Raw genomic sequence first — 22,166 nt, 5'->3', positions numbered from 1 at the left:
TGTACTATTCAATAAGAAGAATGTGACTCTGTGTCGCGTAAAATTTCTACACTATGATCTTAACTGACCACGGAAGAGAGAACGACGACTTAAATCAACTTCTGCTACGGATTGTGTCTGAACAGGAAGAGAAAGTGCCATTTTTACACTATTTTCCACCAACTCAACAGCATGTTCCCCTGAAAGGTGTCTATCAAGTGGCGACATTAATGAACACGCGAGATATTGCATATCACCAGCAAGCTCACCCACAACGAATTTAATCTGACCACAAGGCAATTCTAACCCAATGCGATCGCCTACTTTTCGATGTGGCCATTCTTGTGAAGGCCCTGGGAAAACGACAAGCTCTAGCATCCAAGGAGTAAGAACAGCTCCAATCCACTGGTTTTCAAATAAGGTAAAGCCCCCTGCTTTTACAGGAATACCTTCTCGATAAAAAGGAAGCCCTTTCATCTCTTTTTCAGCAATTTCACTAAAACGCGCTTCAAGTTGCTCAACAGGCGGTTCATCGTATCCTACGATATCCCAGCTTATTTCACTCATGCTGTTACCTCTTTGGGTGTGACAGGAATACCATATTCACGCAAAATATTGACGACATGTTCCAACGCAATTTCCATTGATTTTTGACCAATGTCAGACAGTGACATGCTTGGCTCTAATGACGCAGGTTCAATACCCACTAAAATAAGCTTGCGTGGAAATTCATCTGTCATACGCAATGCCATAAGCACATCAGATAAGCCTAACTGATGAGGCGAGATCTTCTGCGTAAAAAGTGCGGGAACATCATCATCATGTAACACAAAAATACTGCCAGGTTCATGATTGCTTCTTACCGCATCGGCAACAATCAGGAGATCTCTTGCAGCGATATCTTGCAAAATTTCCATACCTGATGTGCCACCATCAATAACATCGACGTTCTCTGGTAAAGAGAAGCGCTCTTCGAGCGCTTCTACTATACGAACACCAATGCCTTCATCGCTTAGTAATAAATTACCAATACCTAAGACGAGAGTTCGCATTATAATACCTTCACCTTACTTAGTTCTTTACCTGTTAAATCAACCATATGCACAGCACACGCCATACATGGGTCAAAGGAGTGGATCGTTCTTACCACTTCTAATGGTTTTTTCGGATCAGCAACAGGTGTACCAACAAGTGATAACTCATAAGGACCTGGCTCATCATTAAAGTTACGAGGACCCGCATTCCATGTTGATGGAACAACCGCCTGATAGTTAGTGATTTTACCGTCTTTAAACACGATCCAGTGAGATAACATACCGCGAGAGGCTTCTTCAAACCCCACACCTCGGTACTCTTTACCTGGTTCAAACTCTGGTTTAATAAAGGCAGCAGTATCGCCACGACCAATATTATCAACCAGTGATTGCCACAAGAAGTTTAGAGAATCTTGTAACACACACGCATGAACAGTACGTCCAATAATGCGTCCCCAAGTTGACTCTAACTGCTCATTAACCAGCGTTTCACCCGTTAATTTAGTGTATATCCCATTGATTTCATTATAGTGTTTAACAGTTCCTTCATGCTTACCTGCTAAACCACATACTAACCATGCTAACGTACCCACTTCGACAGGTTTGCCATAGAATGTAGGTGATTTAACCCATGAGTATTTTTCGTTCTCATCCCAACCTGTATATTTAGGACGAGTCAAACCTTCCCACGGTTTTAATGGTTCATCATCTTCATACCATGCGTGTTTACCACTTTCTTCGATACCGTCTTTCAGGTTTTCATCTTTCCAGTCTTTAATTGGACGATACGTTGAGAAATCAACGCCTTCCATATAACCACCAGACAATAAAAACTCAGTGTTATTACCGTTAATAGGTAATTCAGGTACAGATAAATAGTAGTTCGCGCCTTTACCAATTTTTAGCCACTCTGGGTAATAAGCAGCAAAAATCGCAGTATCGACTTTATAAACTTGTTCAATAAAATCGCCAAGATTATCGATAAAGTGCTTCACATACATCAGACGTTCTAAGTTAAGAACACTTGGTGCATCAAGGTTAATTGGGTTAGCAACCCCCCCTACTGCCAAGTTTTGAATGTGTGGTGTTTTACCACCCAGAACCGCTACGATACGGTTAGCATCACGCTGACATTCAAGTGCTTGCAGGTAGTGAGCAACAGCAATCAAGTTAACTTCTGGTGGTAATTTCATGGCTGAGTGACCCCAGTAGCCATTAGCGAAAATACCTAACTGACCGCTGTCAACCAGACCTTGAATTTTCTTCTGAACCTTTCTGAATTCTTCAGCAGAGTTCAATTGCCACTGAGAAACACCTTTTAGCATCGCTGACGCTTTTTCAGGATCGGCTTGTAACGCTGAAGTAATATCAACCCAGTCCATCGCAGAAAGTTGATAGAAGTGGACGATATGGTCATGAAGAATATGCGAAGCCAAAATAATGTTACGGATATACTGCGCATTGACAGGAATATCCATACCTAAGGCATCTTCAACAGCACGTACTGAGGCAATTGCGTGAACTGTCGTACAAACCCCACAAATACGTTGCACGATAATCCATGCATCACGAGGATCGCTTCCTTTTAGGATCTCCTCCATTCCGCGCCACATGGTACCGGAAGACCAAGCCTTAACAACTTTTCCGTTATCAATTTCACAATCGACGCGTAAATGCCCTTCAATACGGGTAATAGGATCAATAGTAATGCGTTGGCTCATGATTTAACCTCAGCCTTTTTTAATTGTATATTTGAGTCTGTTTGTGCAGGTAAAACCGGCAGTAAACGGATAATAAGAATGTAAGCTGTTACTTCAAATGCAACGAAACCAATAGAAATCAGCAATTCACTTGCTGTTGGGAAATAGTGGTAACCATTGCCTGGATTGTAAGCAACTAAAGAGTAGTTCATACGCCACATTGCTGCGCCAATTAAGATAAATACAGCGCAGACAAACAACATTTTTGGACTACGGCGGTTATTATTTAAATGCATCAAAATAAGAGGAAGTAACAATAATGCACTTTCAGCAATGAATAACCACGAGAACATATCCCCATTTCCGATATAACTCAGTTTACCGTTCCAAATAATTTCGCCCCAGCGACAGACCAAGAAAGCAATCAGTAATACTTCAATCACTTTGGTTAACTTGGTAAATAGCGGTGTTTCATCATCGTTCATGGTGCGGCTTGCCTTTAACAGCGAACCTTCAAAAATAACGATAGTGAAACCAAGGAGAAAGGCTGTTAACAGAGAAAACAGCGGTAACATCTCATAAGATTGCCACAGTGGATGTACTTTCCAACCCGCTGAAATCATTAATGATCCCATTGAAGATTGGTGCATGGTTGGCAGTAAAGCACCAAGACCAATAATAAAGAACATCGCTTTATTAAGGCGTTTCAACGACACTTTCCAACCTAAACGTTCTAATAACGCAGGTAAGAATTCTAATGCCATCACCATAATATAGATGGTCATACAGGTCGCTGTTTCAAACAACACTGAGTTAACGTTGAAGTATTGCGGCATAAAGAAGTGAGGCATGTTCCAATAACGACCGATATCAATGGCGATAGATAAACCACCTAATGAATAGCCGAACAAGCTCGCTAACAATGCAGGTCGCACTAATGGGTGAAATTCCCCTTTATTAAAGACATAAACAGCCCATGCAAGTGCCCAACCACCACATGCAAAGCCCGTCCCTATCAATAAGTCAAAAGCAATCCAAATACCCCAAGGATATCCCCCATTCAGATCAGAGACATCGCCCAGACCTAATACCAAACGCTTACCAATAAGAATAAAACCGAGCACAGCAAGCGGTAAAAATACTCTTACTGCTAGAGTAAATAACTTACCGCCAAGTGGACGAGGATCATGACTCGACATCGTTATCCTCCTTGTGGTGTTCCTGCTCTTGTTTTTTACTATTACGGTTAACCAAATAGGTGATCCCTGCAAGGGCTGCTATTGGTAATACCATGCCTTTGTAAAGCGTATGTTGAATATGTTCAGAACGCGCACCCGTTGATAATGGTGCCACTTCTGGCATTCCTAAATTTTCGAAAGGAACAGCAGAAAGTACCATGACTTGCGTACCGCCACCTTCAAACTCACCATAGATATGATCTTGATATTCAGGAATTTTATGTAAATAAGTATCGCCACCACTAATGGTTTGACGTGGGTAATGATACTCTTCACCCGCTTTTTTCGCTAAACGACGTTTTGCTTCTTCCAACAACTCTTCGCGTGTACCGAAAATAACCGCGCCAGTAGGACAAACTTCAACACAGCCTGGTAATAAGCCTTTATCTAAGCGCTCAACCCCTTTTTGGTTACAAAGCTCACATTTATAGAGCTTACCAAATGGATCATCATAATCGTATTTTGGAATGTTATAAGGGCATCCCACCATACAATAACGACAACCTGTACAGATATCCGCGTGATAATGGACAATACCGGTTTTTGGATCTTTGGTTAACGCAGAAACAGGACAAACAGAAACGCAGTTTGCATCAACACAATGCATACATTGTTTCTTAATAAAGGCATAACCGTTTTCCAGTTGATCTTTATTTTCACCAGTACCATCACGCCAAATTTGAATGATGTTATTTGTGTAAGGACTTAATTTGTCATTGTTTGACCAAATCGGATCACCATTAGCGTAAGTATCACCACGCTCCATTGGCTCCGGGTGATTAATTTCCTGACATTTTGTGACACATGCTTGACAGCCTACACACAGTGTAGAGTCGTAGAGCATACCGAGAGACCCAGGAATTGGGGGACGGTTCTGCGCCGCAGCATGACTCGCAGTGGGTGCCATTCCCGCAAGGAGAACCCCACCTGATGCCAGCTTAAAGAAATGACGCCTATTCACCGTTTATCCTCCTGTGAGGCTCCTGTGGCATTCTTGTCACGGCCTAATTGACGCACAGCCATCACACTGACACCTGCAACTGCACCCACGACAGCACCCAGTAAGCCAGCAGCACCATAAGAGACACCACCACCTTCTTTTGCATTAACATCAGGCACTTGTGCTTTTGGTGTTGGCTGATAAACGTTCGCTAATTGGAAAATACCTTTAGTAAAGCCGATACCTTCTTCGTTACAGCCATAGCAAGGGTGACCGATACCGACAGGCCAGATCCCACCACCGACATCGCAGAATTCTAATGTTGGGCAGTTACCATAAGTTTCAGGGCCTTTACAGCCTAAATGGTATAAACACCAGCCTTGACGATGACCTTCATCACCAAATTCTTTAGCAAAACGACCCGCATCAAAATGAGGGCGACGTTCACAGTTTTCGTGAATTAAACGCTCATAAGCAAAAAGCGGTCTGTTTTTGCTATCTAACTTAGGCAATTTGTTGAAAGTAATAATATGTGCAACAGTTGCTAAGAAGTTATGTGGGTTTGGTGGACACCCTGGAATATTGATAACGGTTTTACCCGGTAAAATTGCTTCCAGTGATTTAGCGCCTGTTGGGTTACCCCCAGTAGCAGGTACACCACCCCATGCAGAACATGAACCAATAGCAATAATCGCAGCAGCCCCTTCAGCGGCTTCTTTGATATGCTCAAGAATTGGTTTTCCTGCAACCATACAGTAAACACCGCCATCTTTGTCTGGGATTGAACCGTCAACAACGAGGACGTACTTACCTTTGTATTTCTCCATCGCATTGTGTTTATTTTCTTCAGCCTGTTCACCAAAGGCCGAAGAAAGCACTTCGTGATATTCGAGTGCGATAACATCAAGAACGAGGTTTTCCAGAGTCGGGTGAGTTGCACGTAATAAAGACTCCGTACACCCTGTACACTCCTGAGCGCCAATCCAGATAACGGGTGGACGTTCAGATGATGCCATTGCATCTGACATTTCTGCGGCAGCTTTGCCGCTTAATCCCATGGTAGCTGACAACGCAGCACACAATTTCATAAAATCGCGTCGGTTAATACCATGATGGGAAAAAACATTATTCCCCAAGGCCATATATCTCTCCTGATATGATGATTTTTAATTGGAATAATTTTAAAACACCGCCTTTTTAACACTACGACACAATAATGACTTGATCATTATCAAGCGATAATTCATTAAAAAATAAATTACGCTTTTATGTGAGTAAAAACGTTTCAGCAATATAAGGTTTAATGTCTATTTTTTATATATTTCGTCATTTTAAATTTATTTAAACTCTATTTAATAATGATAATTTAAATAGAAATAATTCTCATTATCTCAACAAATAAGATGAAGATATTTTTAAAATCAATATTAATCAATGAGATACAAAAAAGACAAAAAACATTCAAATTATAAGACAATATATTTAAAATAATACAAAATTAATAATCCATTATTCCTATATTCCAATAAGAATTATTAAAAATAAGTTTCAATATATTATTTAATTATAATGATGACTCTTGTTTTCATAATATCAACCTTTATATTACATCATAAGTAATGTTAAAAATTGCATTTCATAAACAAGAAATGATTACATTAATATATTTAATTTCAGCTTATTTTCATTACCTATTTAGCTAATCTTCTTTCGTTATTAATTTTTAATCACCATAATTACGTTTATTTAATAGACAAAAGTTAACCTGTTTTTCTTATCGTTTTTCATATAGTTATAAGTATATACATTTTTGGAATAAGAATTTCCTTTAGTATAAAATCGCTATAAAATTAAATACATATCAATATGGACATCATCAAAAAGATAAGATCATTAATAATTACTAATTAGTACACAGCAGCAATAGTTTCATTAAGTTATTTTATAACATATCGAATTTATAACGAAATTAACGTAAATAAAATTTCATGTTAAATCCCTGTTATTTTTGTGGATAAAAAAAATACAATTTATCGATAAATAATCCCTAAATAGAGCTGATTTCTTTTTTTTGTGAGAATAGATAAAAGAAGTGGTCATAAATCTAAAAAATTGAAATATGCTTTGTTAACTGTTTGTAGTATTCAGAGTACGACAAGTGCTTGTGAAAATCAGCAGGTAATGAGGTGTATGCCCTCTAAAGTGATGAGAAAGACAGGACAGGTAAAATAATGATAAAACCAAAACCCCAGTTGATAAAAATAAAAAGCCATAACACCGAAATGTTATGGCTTCTAAATTTATTAAAATAATAAAATGCTATGTGTAGTTCTCTGCCTTTCACGTTTTATTTTACTCACTGCTTATCAAAGATAAGTAGTGGTTTGAATAAGTAAATAAAATCTACTTACCAGAAATTGGAATGACTGAAAACAACGGTCTACCTGGTGCAATAAAAAATAAGTACCCAAATACGGATAACTTAGATAATAAATAAATTAGGCGTTATAACACGTTACAAAATATTTCAATTTGTAACGTGAGTGCATTATATCCAATAAGATTTTTTGCGCAAGTTTTTTTACACTTAAATCAAATTTGCATAAAGACATTATAAATCACAAGGTTATAGATATATTTAACTTTAAAATGTCGAGCTAAACAAATCTAAAAATGAAAAAAAATGAAGAGTTAATGAATATTAATGTTATAGGAGTTCAAATAATGATATCTACTTAGCATTAATTGATTCAGCCCGCTATTACTCAATAAACTTAATTAATCGTTTACTCATAAACTTAATCTACTTATTATTAATCTTATTTAACACTAAAGTTAAATTTTATTCTAACTCAATTTTATTAATAATATCGATAACCATTAAAAGTGGTAAAAATATAAACGCGATTTCTTCTATACAATAAAAAAGCACTTTATTCATCATTTCACAACGACAAATAAAGTGCTTTTAAAATAGCGTAATAATACTTAAATAAATAGCTTATTTGCTAAAATTTAACCACCCGTAGAGACGGTTTCCATTCCCACTAGTCCAACTTTGAGATAACCAGCTTTTCTTAGCGAATCCATTGCAGACATTAACGTTTCATAATCAACCGTTTTATCAGCTTGGAAAAAGATTGTTGTCTCTTTGTTGGCTTGTGTCATGGTATCTAACACACTCGCCATCGTTTCATGTGTGACCATCTCTTCACCAATGAAAATTTGTTTATCCGACTTAATCGTTAAATAAACCGGTTTTTCAGGGCGAGGCTGTGGTTTAGCACTTGAAGCGGGTAAATTTACTTTTATATCAACAGTAGCTAAAGGTGCAGCCACCATAAAGATAATGAGTAGAACCAACATGACATCAATAAAAGGCGTCACATTGATATCATGCAATTCATTATCATCACCTGAATCATCACCAAGACGCATTGCCATAATTTATTACCTTGCTTTGCTGTTTTCGATATCTAAATCACGGCTGACTAATGTCACCACACCTGTTGCGATATCACCAATTTCACCACGATAACCTGCGATCATTCGAGCAAAAATGTTATAGATAATAACCGCTGGAATCGCCGCAATCAGACCAATCGCGGTTGCTAATAGCGCTTCTGCAATACCTGGTGCAACAACAGCAAGATTTGTCGTTTGAGAATGTGCAATACCGATGAAGCTATTCATGATCCCCCAAACCGTACCGAAAAGGCCGATAAAAGGAGAAATTGCACCGATTGTGGCTAAGTAACCATTACCGCGGCCTAATTCACGAATAATTGCTGCAACGCGACGTTCCATACGCATTTCAACACGCTCTTTAATGCCTGATGCCACTTTACTTTCTTGAGAGTAAGTACGCTCTAATTCTGCATCATTAAAGAAATCAGCGGTTGCGCTCTTATTGCCAAATTTTTTGCTAATCGCTAACGCATCGTTAAGTGATTTAGCTTCAACTAACTGAGCCGTCTCATTTCTTAAGCGACGACGCAGTGAGATCAAGTAACTTCCTTTCGCGAAAAACAGTGCCCAAGTAACAATAGAGGCTAACAATAAGCCAATCATGACACTTTTAACGACTAAGTCTGCATTACGGTACATGCCCATTACAGATAAATCTTCAGCGAATCCACCACCAGCAACCATTTCAGGTTGTACTTCTGATGGTGTATTTTCTGTCGCTGAAGGTACATTTTCTGAATTCTCAGCCGTTGTTACAGGTGTATTTTCACCTTCAGGCTTAGTGGTTTCAGTACCTACTGCTTTCACTTCATTACCCGTTGTAGAGGTCGTTGAAGCAGTAGCAGTTGTTGGTGTAGCGGTTCCCGGTGTAGAAGCTGTTGAAGAAACGGCAGCAGTAGTTGGCTGTTCAGTTGGTGTGGCAGGAGTCGTATCCGCAAAAGCAGAGCCTGTCAGACCGATTGCCAATAGAATAGAAGCTGTCAAATTACGCATCAGTTGGCCTTTTACTCTCTTTTTTATCTATTTATTTATTCAGTAATGAAGCTTTTTCTTCACTACTTACCCAAAATCGTTCGCTTACAATCATCCTGTTTGCCATCAGGAAAGAGAAAACGCTCAAATGATATCAAACATGAAGCATTTTGATAGTAATTATCATTACTATTTGGCTATTTTTTTTTCATTTGTCGATTTTTAAGACAAATTATCGTTCTTTCACGTAACGTGAAATTTTATCAACTACCCTGCAAGCCTTTTGTACTTATCCAAAAAATGAATTAACTTGAGGTAAACACACCATCAATTAAAAGAAGGTATTAAGGATGACGCTAAAAAAACAAGAAACCTCACTCCTCCTTTCTGGTCGAGCTAAAAAATATTCCCAAGGCGCAGTAAATCCAATTATACAACGAACATCATCCGTTATTTTTGATTCCGTTGCACAAAAACGTGAAGCAACGAAAAAACGAGCGGAAGGTACCCTTTTTTATGGACGTCGAGGTACAACCACACATTTTGCCTTACAAGAAGCTTTAACTGAATTAGAGCAAGGTGCAGGCTGCGCATTATTTCCTTCAGGTGCAGCTGCGATTACGCAATCTATACTCGCATTTATTGAGCAAGGTGCTCATATTCTTGTTACAGGCTCTGCCTACGATCCAACTCAAAATTTTTGTGATCAGATCTTACGTAAATTCTCAGTGACAACGACTTATTTTGATCCTTTAATCGGCAAAGAGATCAGCCAATTGCTACTTCCTGAAACAAAAATCGTTTTTCTTGAATCTCCAGGATCAATCACGATGGAAATTCAAGATCTACAAGGAATAGTCAATTCAGTGCGCCAATATAACCCTGAAATCATTATTATGATTGATAACACTTGGGCGGCGGGATTACTGCTTAAACCACTAACATTGGGTGCTGATATTTCAATCCAATCTGCCACAAAATATATTAATGGTCACTCTGATGGCATGTTAGGTTTTGCTGTAGCTAATGAACGTTGCTGGGCGCAGTTACGTGAAAATACCTATTTATTAGGTCAATGTGTTGATCCTGATACTGCTTATATGACAGCAAGAGGATTAAGAACATTACCCGTCAGGATGAAACAACACGAACAAAGTGCATTAGAAGTCGCTCGCTGGTTAAAACAACATCCTTTAGTTGATAATGTTTATCACCCTGCTTTAGTTTCTTGCCCAGGACATGAATATTTCCAACGTGATTTCTCCGGTAGCAATGGGTTATTCTCTTTTAGTTTAAAGAAAATCCTAACCACTGAAGAATTTGCACTTTTCTTGGATAACTTCTCATTATTTAAGATGGCATTTTCATGGGGAGGATTTGAATCTTTAATTTTGGGTTATCAACCTAATGATATTAAAGCGATGCGCCAATATGAAACTCAGCCAACATTTACAGGAACACTATTTCGCATTCATATTGGATTAGAAAATGTAGATGACCTTATTGAAGATCTAGAACAAGCCTTTTTACGTATTTCTTAATAAAGAATGAATTTTTTATTAAAAAAAATCTATCCCTGTGGTTCCACAGGGATTAAATCAAACTGTTCTCTTTATTTTGCGTTAGAATAGCGAACATAAAGTCCTTTTTTAATGCGAGTTCGCTAATGGGTACATTAAAAGAGATCATTCACGCACTAATGCAACACGATTATATGGTGTTAGCTAATCCAAATGTGCTGTGGGTTATCTATATTGTTCTTTTTGTTATTATTATGCTGGAAAACGGGGTATTACCCGCCGCATTTTTACCAGGAGATACACTGCTTATTCTTTGCGGTGCCTTAATTGCAAAAGATGTTTTACACTTTTTCCCAACTATCATTATATTAGGCGCTGCCGCGAGTATTGGGAGTTGGCTCGGCTTTTTGCAAGGCCGTTGGCTAAGCGATACAAAAGTGGTTAAACGTTGGATGGCTCAATTACCAGAGCAATATCATCATAAGGCAAATGATCTCTTCCATCGCCAAGGCTTATATGCACTATTACTGGGTCGTTTTATTGGATTCGTGCGTACATTATTACCTACTCTGGCTGGCTTATCAGAATTACAACAACGTCGTTTTCAAATATTTAACTGGTTAAGTGGCTTCTTATGGGTGGGGATTATTGTTTCTTTAGGCTATGTGCTAAATCTTATTCCCTTTATTCAAAAGCATGAAACCTTAGTCATGAATATTTTGATGACATTACCTGTATTACTCTTAAGTGCAGGTTTAATTGGTTCGATTGTGATGTATATTCGCCATCGTAAAAATAGTACGGGTAATAAGTAATTAAAAAAAACGCCATTATATTAATCATCATAATGGCGTTTTTTAATCATCTAATACCTCAAAAGTTCAGTTGTTCATTTTCTTATCTCCTATCTTATTAATATCTTAGTAAAAATCCGTTGATATTTATCACCGTCATCTTTTACCTTAATCTATTTGTCGTTAAAGCTTAATGGCTTTTGACGCAAGAAACGTTGGAATATAACTATCAACGAGAAAGCGAGCATGAGGAGCAAAATCCTCAACAAAATCTTGTAATAAGAAACCCGCTTTTAGCTGCCCACCAATAAGGTCAGTTAAAGAATGACCAAATACAAGTCCATCACCTCTTGCGACTTTTTCTTGCAGAATATCCGAAGGTAGTGAACCTTGATCGCTATAGGGTAATCGGTAAGTCGGTCTTATTAATCCCTGTGAGCGCAATTGCGGATCTCTATCATCAATAAAAACAACAGGATTATAAAAACTCGCCATAAGTACACCGCCTTTTTTCAAAACACGGTAGCACTCTTGCCAAACGGGATTAACATCCGCTACATATAAGTTTGAGATAGGGTGAAAAATAATATCAAAACTTTCATCAGCAAATGCAGTTAAATCCGCCATATCACCTTGTACTGTAACCAAATCTAACTGATGCTTTTGTGCCAATTGATGGTCTTTGCTTAATTGGCCTTCTGATAAATCAAATACCGTCACAATGCCACCAGCAGCAGCTAAAATAGGCGCTTGTTGCCCACCAGCAGAAGCTAAGCAGAGTATTTTTTTACCTTTAATATCTGCTAACCACTCTTTTTTAACCGGATTAGGTGTTAAATGGACTTTCCAGTTGCCTTGTTTTGCAGTGATAATTTCTTCGTCGCTAACAGGTTTAGACCACTGATTTTCCATTGCGGCTTGTTTATCCCAATGTTCTTGGTTTAATGTTAAATAATGACTTTCCATATCACTCCTTATAAATTAGCTACAATTTGAATTGTTGTAGTCATTAAGAAAATAATTCATCTCTTATTTCTACAACCTTACAGTTATAGTTATGTCATGCTATTTCGTCTAGACACAGTGAAAAACTTTTTCCTGATTAATTGTCATATTGCAGAACATCAAATCAAGGTGGATACAAAATGCAAAACTTTACTTATTACTCCCCCACTCGCCTTCATTTTGGTCAAGGGCAAATAGAAAAACTACGTTCTGAAATCGGAAAAAATGAAAGAATTTTGCTGACTTATGGCGGTGGCAGTATTAAACGCAACGGCGTTTTAGATCAAATCTATACGGCTCTTCCTGGTTATCAAATTCATGAATTTAGTGGTATTGAACCCAATCCCTCTTATGAAACACTGATGAAAGCCGTTTCTTACGCCCGATATCATGGTATTACACACCTATTGGCTGTCGGCGGTGGATCGGTTATTGATGGCACCAAATTTATTGCAGCCGCGATACCTTATCAAGGTGAACCTTGGGAAATCGTAACCAGTCGCGGTAAAGTGGTCGAAAAAGCCATTCCTCTAAGTTGTGTATTAACACTTCCAGCAACAGGAACAGAAACCAACAGTTTTTCCGTGATCAGTAAAAAACAGACAATGGATAAACAAAGCTTCGCCTCTCCTTATGTTTATCCTCATTGCGCGATTTTAGATCCAACAACCACTTATTCTTTACCACCAAGACAAACAGCAAACGGCGTTGTTGACGCTTTTATTCATATATTAGAGCAATATCTCACTTATCCTGTGAATGCTCGTGTACAAGATGAGTATGCAGAAGGTCTTTTACGGATTTTGATTGATCAAGGACCAAAAGCGCTGGCATCACCTACAGACTATGATATCCGTGCTAATATAATGTGGACAGCATCACAAGCCCTTAATGGTATCCTTGGTGTTGGTGTTCCTCAAGATTGGGCTACACATGCATTAGGCCACGAACTCACGGCATTACACGGGCTTGATCATGCACAAACTCTCGCCATCGTTTTACCTGCCCTATTAAATGAAAAACGGCAGGCTAAATATGAGAAGTTAATCCAATATGCACAAAAAGTTTGGGGTATAAACCAAGGTTCTGACGCTTTTAAAATTGAAACTGCGATTAATGAAACTCGAAAATTCTTTGAATTAATGGGACTTAGAACTCGACTGGCTGATTTCAAAATTACTGAAGAAGATATTCCAGCTTTAGTGCGAAAATTGGAAGAGCATGGACAAACCGCACTAGGCGAGCATCAAGATATCACATTAGAAGTCAGTCAACGCATTTATACAGCAGCACTCTAAGTACCTTAATGCGACTTTGGAGACAGAAATGGATAAACCTAAACTGATCAAATTATCTGATGGAAATGCCATCCCACAACTGGGGCTGGGTGTTTGGCAAGCAGATAATCATCAAGTTGTTAACGCTATTCATCACGCACTTGATACAGGCTATCGCCTTTTTGATACTGCGGCAATTTATCATAATGAAGAAGGTGTGGGTAAAGCGCTAAAACAGATTACGGTTCCTCGTGATGAACTCTTTATCACAACAAAATTATGGAACAACGATCAAACGCATGCTCGTGGTGCTGTCTTAGAAAGTCTCCAGCGTTTGCAACTTGATTATATTGATCTCTATTTAATGCATTGGCCTGCCCCCTCACGCGAACTTTATGTTGAAGCGTGGAAACAGATGATTATTTTGCAAAAAGAAGGCTTGGTAAAAAGTATTGGTGTCTGTAATTTTAAAGAAGAACATCTTGAACGTATCATTACTGAAACAGGTGTAACCCCTGTTATTAATCAGATTGAAATTCACCCTTTAATGCAACAAGCACCATTAAGAGCATGGAACACAACGCATAATATTGTGACCGAATCTTGGAGCCCTTTAGCACAGGGGGGTGAAGGTGTTTTTAACCAACCCATCATTCAAAAACTTGCCGAAAAATATCATAAAACCCCAGCACAAATCGTCTTACGTTGGCATCTAGATAGTGGGCTTGTGGTGATCCCTAAATCTGTCACACCTTCTCGCATAGAAGAAAACTTCCATATTTTTGATTTTAAATTGGAGAAAGAGGAAGTTGCAGAAATGGCAGCACTTGATCAGAAAAAACGTTTAGGTCCTGATCCTGATATTTTTGTTGATATCTAATTTTTTGTCCTGAATAAAAAAGCCAATAGTATTTATTTCTATTGGCTTTTTTATACCTAAAATTCCTTTTCAATTTTTATTTCTAAACTTATTTTATTTTTTTGATCATTTATTTTTATATATTGAATAATTAATTAATTCAAGTTCACTTTCTGATATCTAAAACATCTATAAATACGAGAATCTCATCATTATTTGTTACGGTGAGTTTAAAAATGACAAAATTTAAAAGTGGACTAACGCCTCAACTCTCTTCTATTACAAAGAAAGTTGCTTGGTTTAATATCTTTATTCAACTGGCATTTCCTATCTCAGCAACCCTTCCAGCCAATGTATTTGCTAATGGAAACAGCCAAGAAAAACAGGCTATTAATTTATTAAAAAAACAGAAAACTTATCAGGTTAAAGTAGGAGATACACCTGAATCTATCGCTAAGCAATTTAATATAAAATTATTTAAACTTATAGAAGCTAATCCTGATTATGTCTCTTTAGTGGGTAAATTAAAAATAAAGGTGGGCATAACACTTAATATCCCCGATGAGCCTTTATTAACAAAAAAATGGCTAAATAATAACAGTCAAGATATTCCGATCCCTTCGACTAATGGGCAAGAACTGGCACAGATTATTGTCGATAATTCATCTTTATTAAATAGAGATACTGATGCAACTCAATACGCAATAAGCCGAGTTTCAAGTAAAGCCAATCAACAAATAGAACAGTGGCTTAATCAATTTGGTCATGCTCGTGTGTCACTTTCTACTGATAAAAATTTCACATTAGAAAATAGCTCAGCAGATCTCTTGATCCCATTATACGATCAAGAAAAAAACTTAGTTTTCTCTCAAACCAGTTATCACCGTAAAGATTCTCGTAGCCAATTAAACCAAGGGATTGGTTACCGGCATTTTACTGATAAATTTATGGTGGGTCTTAATGCCTTTTATGACTATGACTTAAGTCGCTATCACAGTCGCTTTGGTGTGGGTGCCGAAGTGTGGCGAGATTACTTTAAACTGAGTGCAAACCACTATCATCGCTTATCCAACTGGCGCACTTCCGATGATGTCATGGATTATAATGAACGCCCTGCAAATGGTTGGGATATTAGAACCGAGGGCTATCTACCTGCTTATCCGCAATTAGGTGCAAAGCTTATTTTTGAGCAATATTATGGTAAAGAAGTTGGTTTATTTGGCAAAGATAATCGCCAAGAAAATCCCCACGCTTATACTGCGGGATTAACTTATACACCAGTGCCTTTAATTACCTTTGGCGCTGAACGTCGTTTTGGTTTAAATGACAATAGTGATAATAAATTTGACGTAAATATCCAGTATCGCCTTGGTGAATCAATCGCTTCACAGCTCAATTCAGATAATGTGCGAGCAATGCGTTTAATGTCGGGAAATCGCTATGATTTTGTTGATAGAAATAATGACATTGTTTTGGAATATAAAAAGAAAACCTTAGTCTTCCTTTCAATGAATCCAACCCTTAACGGTTACGCAAAAGAAGAAAAAGATTTAGGTGTACAAGTTCGTTCAAAATATCCCGTTAAACAGATTGAGTGGTCAGCAAGTCGCTTAATCGCCAATGGGGGTAAAATTAATCATAATAATAATCTTAACTACTCGATAATCCTTCCTCGTCATATTTCAGGTTCAGCTGAAAAAAACAGCTACATAATAAGTGCTGTTGCTATTGATGAACAAGGTAATCGTTCTGATCCCGTACAAAGTCAAATTATAGTTGATCAATCCGCTATCAATACACAAAATAGCCAATTTACGCCGAAAGCCACACAACTGCCCGCAGACAATTACTCTGCACAAAATCTGACTTTATCAATTTTAGATAATGATAATCTTCCTGTTGATATCAATCTCAAAGAACTCTCACTACAGGTTCAATCTGATAACCCTACCAGTAGTAGCAAAGTTTCCAATTTCAACCGAATAGATACAGGGAAATATCAAATCACTGTCACCGCGGGAAGTTCTCCTGAAATTGTGACATTAACACCTAAATTTAGGGATAACACATTTAATAAAGCACAAGTCACTTTTGTCGCTGATACACATTCCGCCATTATTGCAAAAGGGGGATTAACCGTAATCAAAAATAATGCCCCTGCTGATGGTAAAAGCCAAAATAAAATACAAGTTATTGTGACTGATATTAATGCGAATAGAATTCCTAACTATCCAGTCTCATTTACTGCCGATAATGGCGCAACGATAATCAAGCAAACCAATACAGACTCAGACGGTAAAATCATTGTTCCTATTACCAATACCCATATTGGTAAAAGTATGATTGGTGTTAGCGTTAAAAAAATCACCTATTCAACCAATGTTGATTTTATTGCCGATATTAACTCAGCAAAAATAAATACCTTTACCATCAATCCAAACAGTTCATTCGCTAATGGAAAAGATGAAAAACATATTGCTTTCAATGTTATTGATAAAAACAATAATCCTGTTCCCAACGCTAAAATACAATTATCTGCTGATAACCAAGCCCTGCTCAAAGAAACTGAATTATTGACTGATAATCAAGGTAATGCATCAACAACGATGACCAGCCAAATATCAGGCACAACCACTGTAAGTGCATTAGTTAATAAAATAGTCACCAAAAAGACAACGCAATTTATTGCCGATCTATCCAACGGTAAAATTATTTCATTAACGCCATCGGCAAAACCTTATATTGCTGATGGTAAAACAGCAGTAACCTTTACCGCGGTCGTTGAAGATAACAATCACAACATCTTGCCAAATGCAAAAGTCATTTGGTCGACTAATCGTGACCAACAGATTGTTTCTATTAATGAAGTTTCAACCACCAATAACCAAGGTATCGCTCAAACTACAGTGACCAGTACTCAAGCCTTTGATGTTATTGTTACTGCCAGTATCAGTAATGGGTCACTGGATGCATCACCTATTACTTTTATTGCTGATAACCAGAAAGGTTTAATTACCTTAACCGCTAATAAAACCCAATTGATTGCGGATAATAAAGAGCAAGCCATATTAACCGCAGTTGTAAAAGATAAATTCGGCAATAAATTACCTAACGTTACCGTCAATTGGGATATTAACGGTGGAACAGCAAATCAAAAAGAGACAAAAACTAACCAACAAGGTGAAACAGCTATTTCGATTAATACCGCTCAAGCGGGAACTATTACCGCCATTGCTTCACTTAAAAATGGGAATAAAGCACAGACCACAATAAACGCCATTTCTGATCCAAAGAGTGCAACAATTTCTTTATCGGCTAATAATAAAACAGAAGCCATTGCTGATGATAATGACACTATTACCGTCACAGCACATGTCGTTGATGCTAATAATAATCCGTTAATCCAACAATCTGTTTTTTGGAATGCATCACCCAATCATCCAAATAGAGAAATGGTAAAAACAGATATTCATGGTAATGCACAAGTCGAAATAAAAGGAAAAATAGCACAGGCAGTAACATTAACTGGCCGTCTAAATAACAATCAAAGCGCATCAATTAATCTTTTATTTAAACCTGGGGAAGTAGATAAAAACCATAGCCACTTTAAATTGGATCCGCAAACTATCGTGGCTAATGGACAAAGTATCTCTACTGGTACAGTCGAATTAAAAGACCAATTTGATAACCCAGTTCCTAAACAAGAAAAATATATCAGTCTTAGTGGCAATAATCCCACTATTACATTCAGTAATGTTATTGATAAAAATAACGGACTTTATCAATTTGAGGTTAAAGGAAAAAAAGAAGGTATTAGTGAGATAACAGCAAAATATGGTGCAGCGAATCCATTTGTATTAACACAACCTCTTGGTTTTGTTGCTGATACACAAAATGCCATGATTCAATCAGTTAATGTCATTGCGCCTTATACTGTCACTGCAAATGGGAAAGATAGTGTCGTTATTAAAGCCCATATTGTAGATAAGCAAGGCAACCCAAGCATGGAAGGCATTACGGTAGGTTGGCAAACATCATTAGGTCAACTTTCACCATTACCAATTAGTAAAACAGATAAAAATGGGGTTGCAGAGATTGCGCTGGCAAGCACACAAGCAGGTGTAGCAAAAGTCACTGCTATGCTAGATGCGCAAGAGTTTCTTGAAGCTGATCATGACATTGTCTTTACAACGGATGTCATATCCCCAACGCACTCAACACTTGCTCTTTCCCCTTCCATTATTACAGCGGGGGATGGTACTCGGACTTATGATCAATCCGAAATTACGGTCATTGCAAAAGACAATCAAGGGAATTTACTCCCTGGATTGAAAGATGATATTAAACTTCAATATTCTACTCAGCTTAATATTAAAGAGAGTAAATTTACCGAGAGCAGCACAGGTGTTTATAAAGCCACAATCAGTGCACAAAAAATGGGTACAACGCAAATTCATGCCATCATTAGCGGTGTCACCTTAACTCAATCGGTTTCATTGACCGTTATTCCAGATAATATCAGTGCCAAAGTGCGTGATATTGTTATCAGTGATCTAACGCCTAAAGCCGGAGACACTATCACCTATACCGCTTATTTAATTGATAAATATGATAATCCAGTCAGTAAAGATACGCCTGTCACATGGACATCTGACAATGTCAGTGTCTTAAGCTCCGCATTGACTTTTACAGATGATAAAGGCGTTACCCAAACAAAATTAACACGAGGGCCAGCTGGGTTAGCTAAAGTTAATGTGGTTTTAAAATCAGGTATTTATCACGCTAAAGATGTTAACTTTGTCGCGGATGATGTTGATGAAAACCGTTCAGAAATCACATTAATCCCAGCGAATATCGTAGCTAATGGTAAAGAAAAAGCCTTATTGAGTTTAATCATTAAAGATAAAGGCGGTAATATTCTGCCAGATCAACAAGTGAAAGGAATATCGGATAACCCAACCATTGTATTTAGCCCAGCGAAACAAGTCTCTCCTGGCCATTATGAAATTGAAGCAACGGGAAAAAAATCAGGCTCAGCGCAGTTAAGTGTCAATATCAATGGCGTTGATTTTAAAAAGCAAAAAACCTTACAACTTCGTGCCGATGCAACAACATGGCAAGTAAAATCTGTTGATGTGGATAGAACGAGCATAATTGCAGGTGATAAAGGCGTTAATTATCAAGCAACTATTGTTGATGCTAATGATAATATTTTGCCAAACGTTATTGTGTCATGGAAATTACAAGGTTTAGCTGATGATTATGATTTTAGTACCTATACAGATGCTAAAGGTGTCGCAAGAACCAAAGTAACTAGCCATGTTGCGGGTATCATCAAGATGAGTGCTTATCTTGATTTAAGCAACTATAAGCCAATTCAAGATGTGACTGTGCTCCCTGCGGATATTGATGCTAATAAGTCAACACTGACAACAAGTCGCCAGTCTATTGGCGGCGATGATAAAGACGAAGCTATTTTAACAGTAAAATTAGTTGATAAATATGACAACACGATTGATGGCAAAACGGTTAGCTTAACAGCCACAACGGGTACTGCGCATTTTAGTGATAATCCATTAAAACCATTAGGAAATGGTCAATATCAAACCAAACTAACTTCTAATGTTAAAACAGATATTACATTAGCCGCAGAAGCTGAAGGGATCGCTGTTGCTAAACCCGTTATTATTAAAGTCACTATTCCTAAACCTGATATTATTTTTGACAAACAAATCCAACAAGAAACCTACGCTTCAGCACCAATCAGCGCACTAGGTTATACAGGATTACCTAATAATATTAATATGATGTGGTCTAGTTCCGATCCGACTATTGCCTCTATTGATACAACTAGCGGTCGTATTTCGATGAAAAAAGCGGGTACTGCAGTTATCACATTACAAACATCAGGTAATGATCAATATCAACCAGCGCAAAGTAGTTATCCTTTAGTCATTGAAAAAGCGAAACCTATTTTGCAATTAGCGTCATCGGGTACGATTAAATCGGTATGGAATGATGGAGTAGTGCATAACGTTAACGCCACTTTTGGCAATACAGACGTAAAAAATATTCCTTTGTATTATATCAGTGATGATCAACGTGTAGCCACCGTTGATACACAAGGCACTATTACAGAAGTAAAACCAGGCAAAACGAAAATACACATCAAAAGTGATGCGACTGATCAATTTCTAGCAGATGCAGTGGCAGTGGATTACGAGCAAGGTAAAGGAACACTCCAAATCACTTTTGCACAAAAAGACATTATTTTATCTGAAATGGATACTAATATTGATGTACAACAACCAACAATTCCATTGCCTAAAGAAGCTCTAGGTACCTGGTCAGCAAAAGATCCTAATATTGTAGCAATAAAAGAAAGTGGGGTTATTGTTAAAGTCAATCCAGGTAAAACAGATATCATTTTGACATCAAAAGAAAATGATTACTTTTATCAATCTCAAGGTTCTTATTCTGTCGATGTCAGAAAAGTACCTCATATCACTATTAACTCAGTAACACGAAGGGTTGATAACAATAAAAAGGCACAAATCATACCTCATGATAATATATCGATAAATTGGACTCCTGTTTATGAAGATGATTCGTTAACTTTTTCTTGGTTACCGCCAGATACAGCAGCAAGTGATTATGCAGTTAATCTTGAATTATGGGATGGAAATCAAAAAACCAGTCAAATCCTTGCTTATGACCAAAATCAGCTTCTTGGTAGACCCAACATCACTAGCTCATTTAAGCTTGATAAAAATTTATTTAAAAGTACTCAACTTAAAATCAAAGTCATTGTGTTTGACATTCACGATCATGATCCAAGTACAAATATAGGTAGACAATATGCGGTTTATTATCCACTAGATGTAAAACCGATCCATCCTAGGTATATGGATTTAGAATTAAACGGCTCTATTTCATTTATTAATACTAATAATGCTAGTGTGCCGAGAAATTCATGTAGAATGAGTAAATTGGATGATATAGTTCATGTTATTGCAAGGCCGATGTTTACATTAGGAAACCACGCAAGTGATTTCTTTGAGCCAGTCACGGTATCTCACAAACTTATTGATATACAAGGCGATTCTACTCGAGATTCAGTCGATTACAACGATGAAGATACTTATACATCTATAATTGAGAACCAACGTTTCCCATCTAATAGTCATTCACTGGCAATAGAAGAAGAATGTTGGGGGAGTGGTGCCGGTGCTTCTGCCCATCATGGTAATGCAACGTTAATTACCTCTGTCACTATCGCAGGTAAAACATATGAGTTTAAACAACATGTTAATTGGGATGGAGATGGTAATCCATCACAAAATAATATAACGAAAATTAGCCAACTTTAGTTAAAATCAT

Annotated in this window: 14 protein-coding genes; 5 read left to right on the top strand and 9 right to left on the bottom strand. The window is 37.5% G+C overall.

Annotation, left to right across the window (positions count from 1 at the left end):
* Positions 1-51: 51 nt before the first annotated feature.
* The 8 genes from hybE to exbB all read right to left on the bottom strand — a co-directional run bounded on the left by hybE (position 52) and on the right by exbB (position 9,352).
* Positions 52-546, bottom strand: a complete 495-nt coding sequence (gene hybE / locus ABN212_RS01030) for a hydrogenase-2 assembly chaperone (protein ID WP_196532329.1) — start codon at positions 544-546, stop codon at positions 52-54.
* Positions 543-1,031, bottom strand: a complete 489-nt coding sequence (locus ABN212_RS01025; RefSeq protein ID WP_023580916.1) for a HyaD/HybD family hydrogenase maturation endopeptidase — start codon at positions 1,029-1,031, stop codon at positions 543-545. The genes hybE and ABN212_RS01025 overlap by 4 nt, the downstream gene beginning before the upstream one ends.
* Positions 1,031-2,734: a hydrogenase 2 large subunit gene (gene hybC, locus ABN212_RS01020; protein ID WP_064718974.1), complete on the bottom strand. Its 1,704-nt coding sequence runs from the start codon at positions 2,732-2,734 to the stop codon at positions 1,031-1,033. The genes ABN212_RS01025 and hybC overlap by 1 nt, the downstream gene beginning before the upstream one ends.
* Positions 2,731-3,912 (bottom strand): Ni/Fe-hydrogenase cytochrome b subunit, encoded by a 1,182-nt coding sequence (gene hybB / locus ABN212_RS01015; protein ID WP_023580918.1) that lies wholly within the window; start codon positions 3,910-3,912, stop codon positions 2,731-2,733. Before hybB ends, hybC begins: the two co-directional genes overlap by 4 nt.
* Positions 3,899-4,912: a hydrogenase 2 operon protein HybA gene (hybA, locus tag ABN212_RS01010; protein ID WP_109371803.1), complete on the bottom strand. Its 1,014-nt coding sequence runs from the start codon at positions 4,910-4,912 to the stop codon at positions 3,899-3,901. Before hybA ends, hybB begins: the two co-directional genes overlap by 14 nt.
* Complete coding sequence (gene hybO / locus ABN212_RS01005; RefSeq protein WP_109371805.1) at positions 4,909-6,033, bottom strand: hydrogenase 2 small subunit; 1,125 nt, start codon at positions 6,031-6,033, stop codon at positions 4,909-4,911. The genes hybA and hybO overlap by 4 nt, the downstream gene beginning before the upstream one ends.
* A gap of 1,873 nt (positions 6,034-7,906) precedes the next feature.
* Positions 7,907-8,335, bottom strand: coding sequence for a TonB system transport protein ExbD (gene exbD / locus ABN212_RS01000; protein ID WP_099074169.1), 429 nt, complete (start codon positions 8,333-8,335; stop codon positions 7,907-7,909).
* A gap of 6 nt (positions 8,336-8,341) precedes the next feature.
* Positions 8,342-9,352 carry a tonB-system energizer ExbB gene (exbB, locus tag ABN212_RS00995; protein WP_198625972.1) on the bottom strand — a complete coding sequence of 337 codons (1,011 nt, stop codon included), beginning with the start codon at positions 9,350-9,352 and terminating at the stop codon, positions 8,342-8,344.
* Positions 9,353-9,681: 329 nt separating this feature from the next.
* On the opposite strand from exbB, the gene metC reads away from it, so the two are divergent.
* Positions 9,682-10,872 (top strand): cystathionine beta-lyase, encoded by a 1,191-nt coding sequence (metC, locus tag ABN212_RS00990; protein ID WP_198619322.1) that lies wholly within the window; start codon positions 9,682-9,684, stop codon positions 10,870-10,872.
* 125 nt (positions 10,873-10,997) lie between these two features.
* Positions 10,998-11,666: a DedA family protein gene (locus ABN212_RS00985; protein WP_349442732.1), complete on the top strand. Its 669-nt coding sequence runs from the start codon at positions 10,998-11,000 to the stop codon at positions 11,664-11,666.
* Positions 11,667-11,828: 162 nt separating this feature from the next.
* Here the strand turns inward: ABN212_RS00985 and ABN212_RS00980 are convergent, their stop codons facing one another.
* Positions 11,829-12,611, bottom strand: a complete 783-nt coding sequence (locus tag ABN212_RS00980; protein WP_198632080.1) for a class I SAM-dependent methyltransferase — start codon at positions 12,609-12,611, stop codon at positions 11,829-11,831.
* 179 nt (positions 12,612-12,790) lie between these two features.
* Between ABN212_RS00980 and ABN212_RS00975 the strand changes: the two genes are divergently transcribed.
* From ABN212_RS00975 to ABN212_RS00965, 3 genes are all read left to right on the top strand, one after another.
* Entirely contained in the window at positions 12,791-13,948 is a 1,158-nt protein-coding gene (locus tag ABN212_RS00975; protein WP_198625968.1) for an iron-containing alcohol dehydrogenase, read from the top strand.
* A gap of 28 nt (positions 13,949-13,976) precedes the next feature.
* Positions 13,977-14,807 carry a 2,5-didehydrogluconate reductase DkgA gene (dkgA, locus tag ABN212_RS00970; protein WP_198619318.1) on the top strand — a complete coding sequence of 277 codons (831 nt, stop codon included), beginning with the start codon at positions 13,977-13,979 and terminating at the stop codon, positions 14,805-14,807.
* Between the two features lie 215 nt (positions 14,808-15,022).
* Positions 15,023-22,156, top strand: coding sequence for an Ig-like domain-containing protein (locus ABN212_RS00965; protein ID WP_349442731.1), 7,134 nt, complete (start codon positions 15,023-15,025; stop codon positions 22,154-22,156).
* Positions 22,157-22,166 lie beyond the last annotated feature (10 nt).

It is taken from the genome of Proteus genomosp. 6, assembly GCF_040139785.1.
In the GTDB taxonomy this organism is placed as follows: domain Bacteria; phylum Pseudomonadota; class Gammaproteobacteria; order Enterobacterales; family Enterobacteriaceae; genus Proteus.
This window is presented reverse-complemented; position numbering and strand designations above follow the sequence as displayed.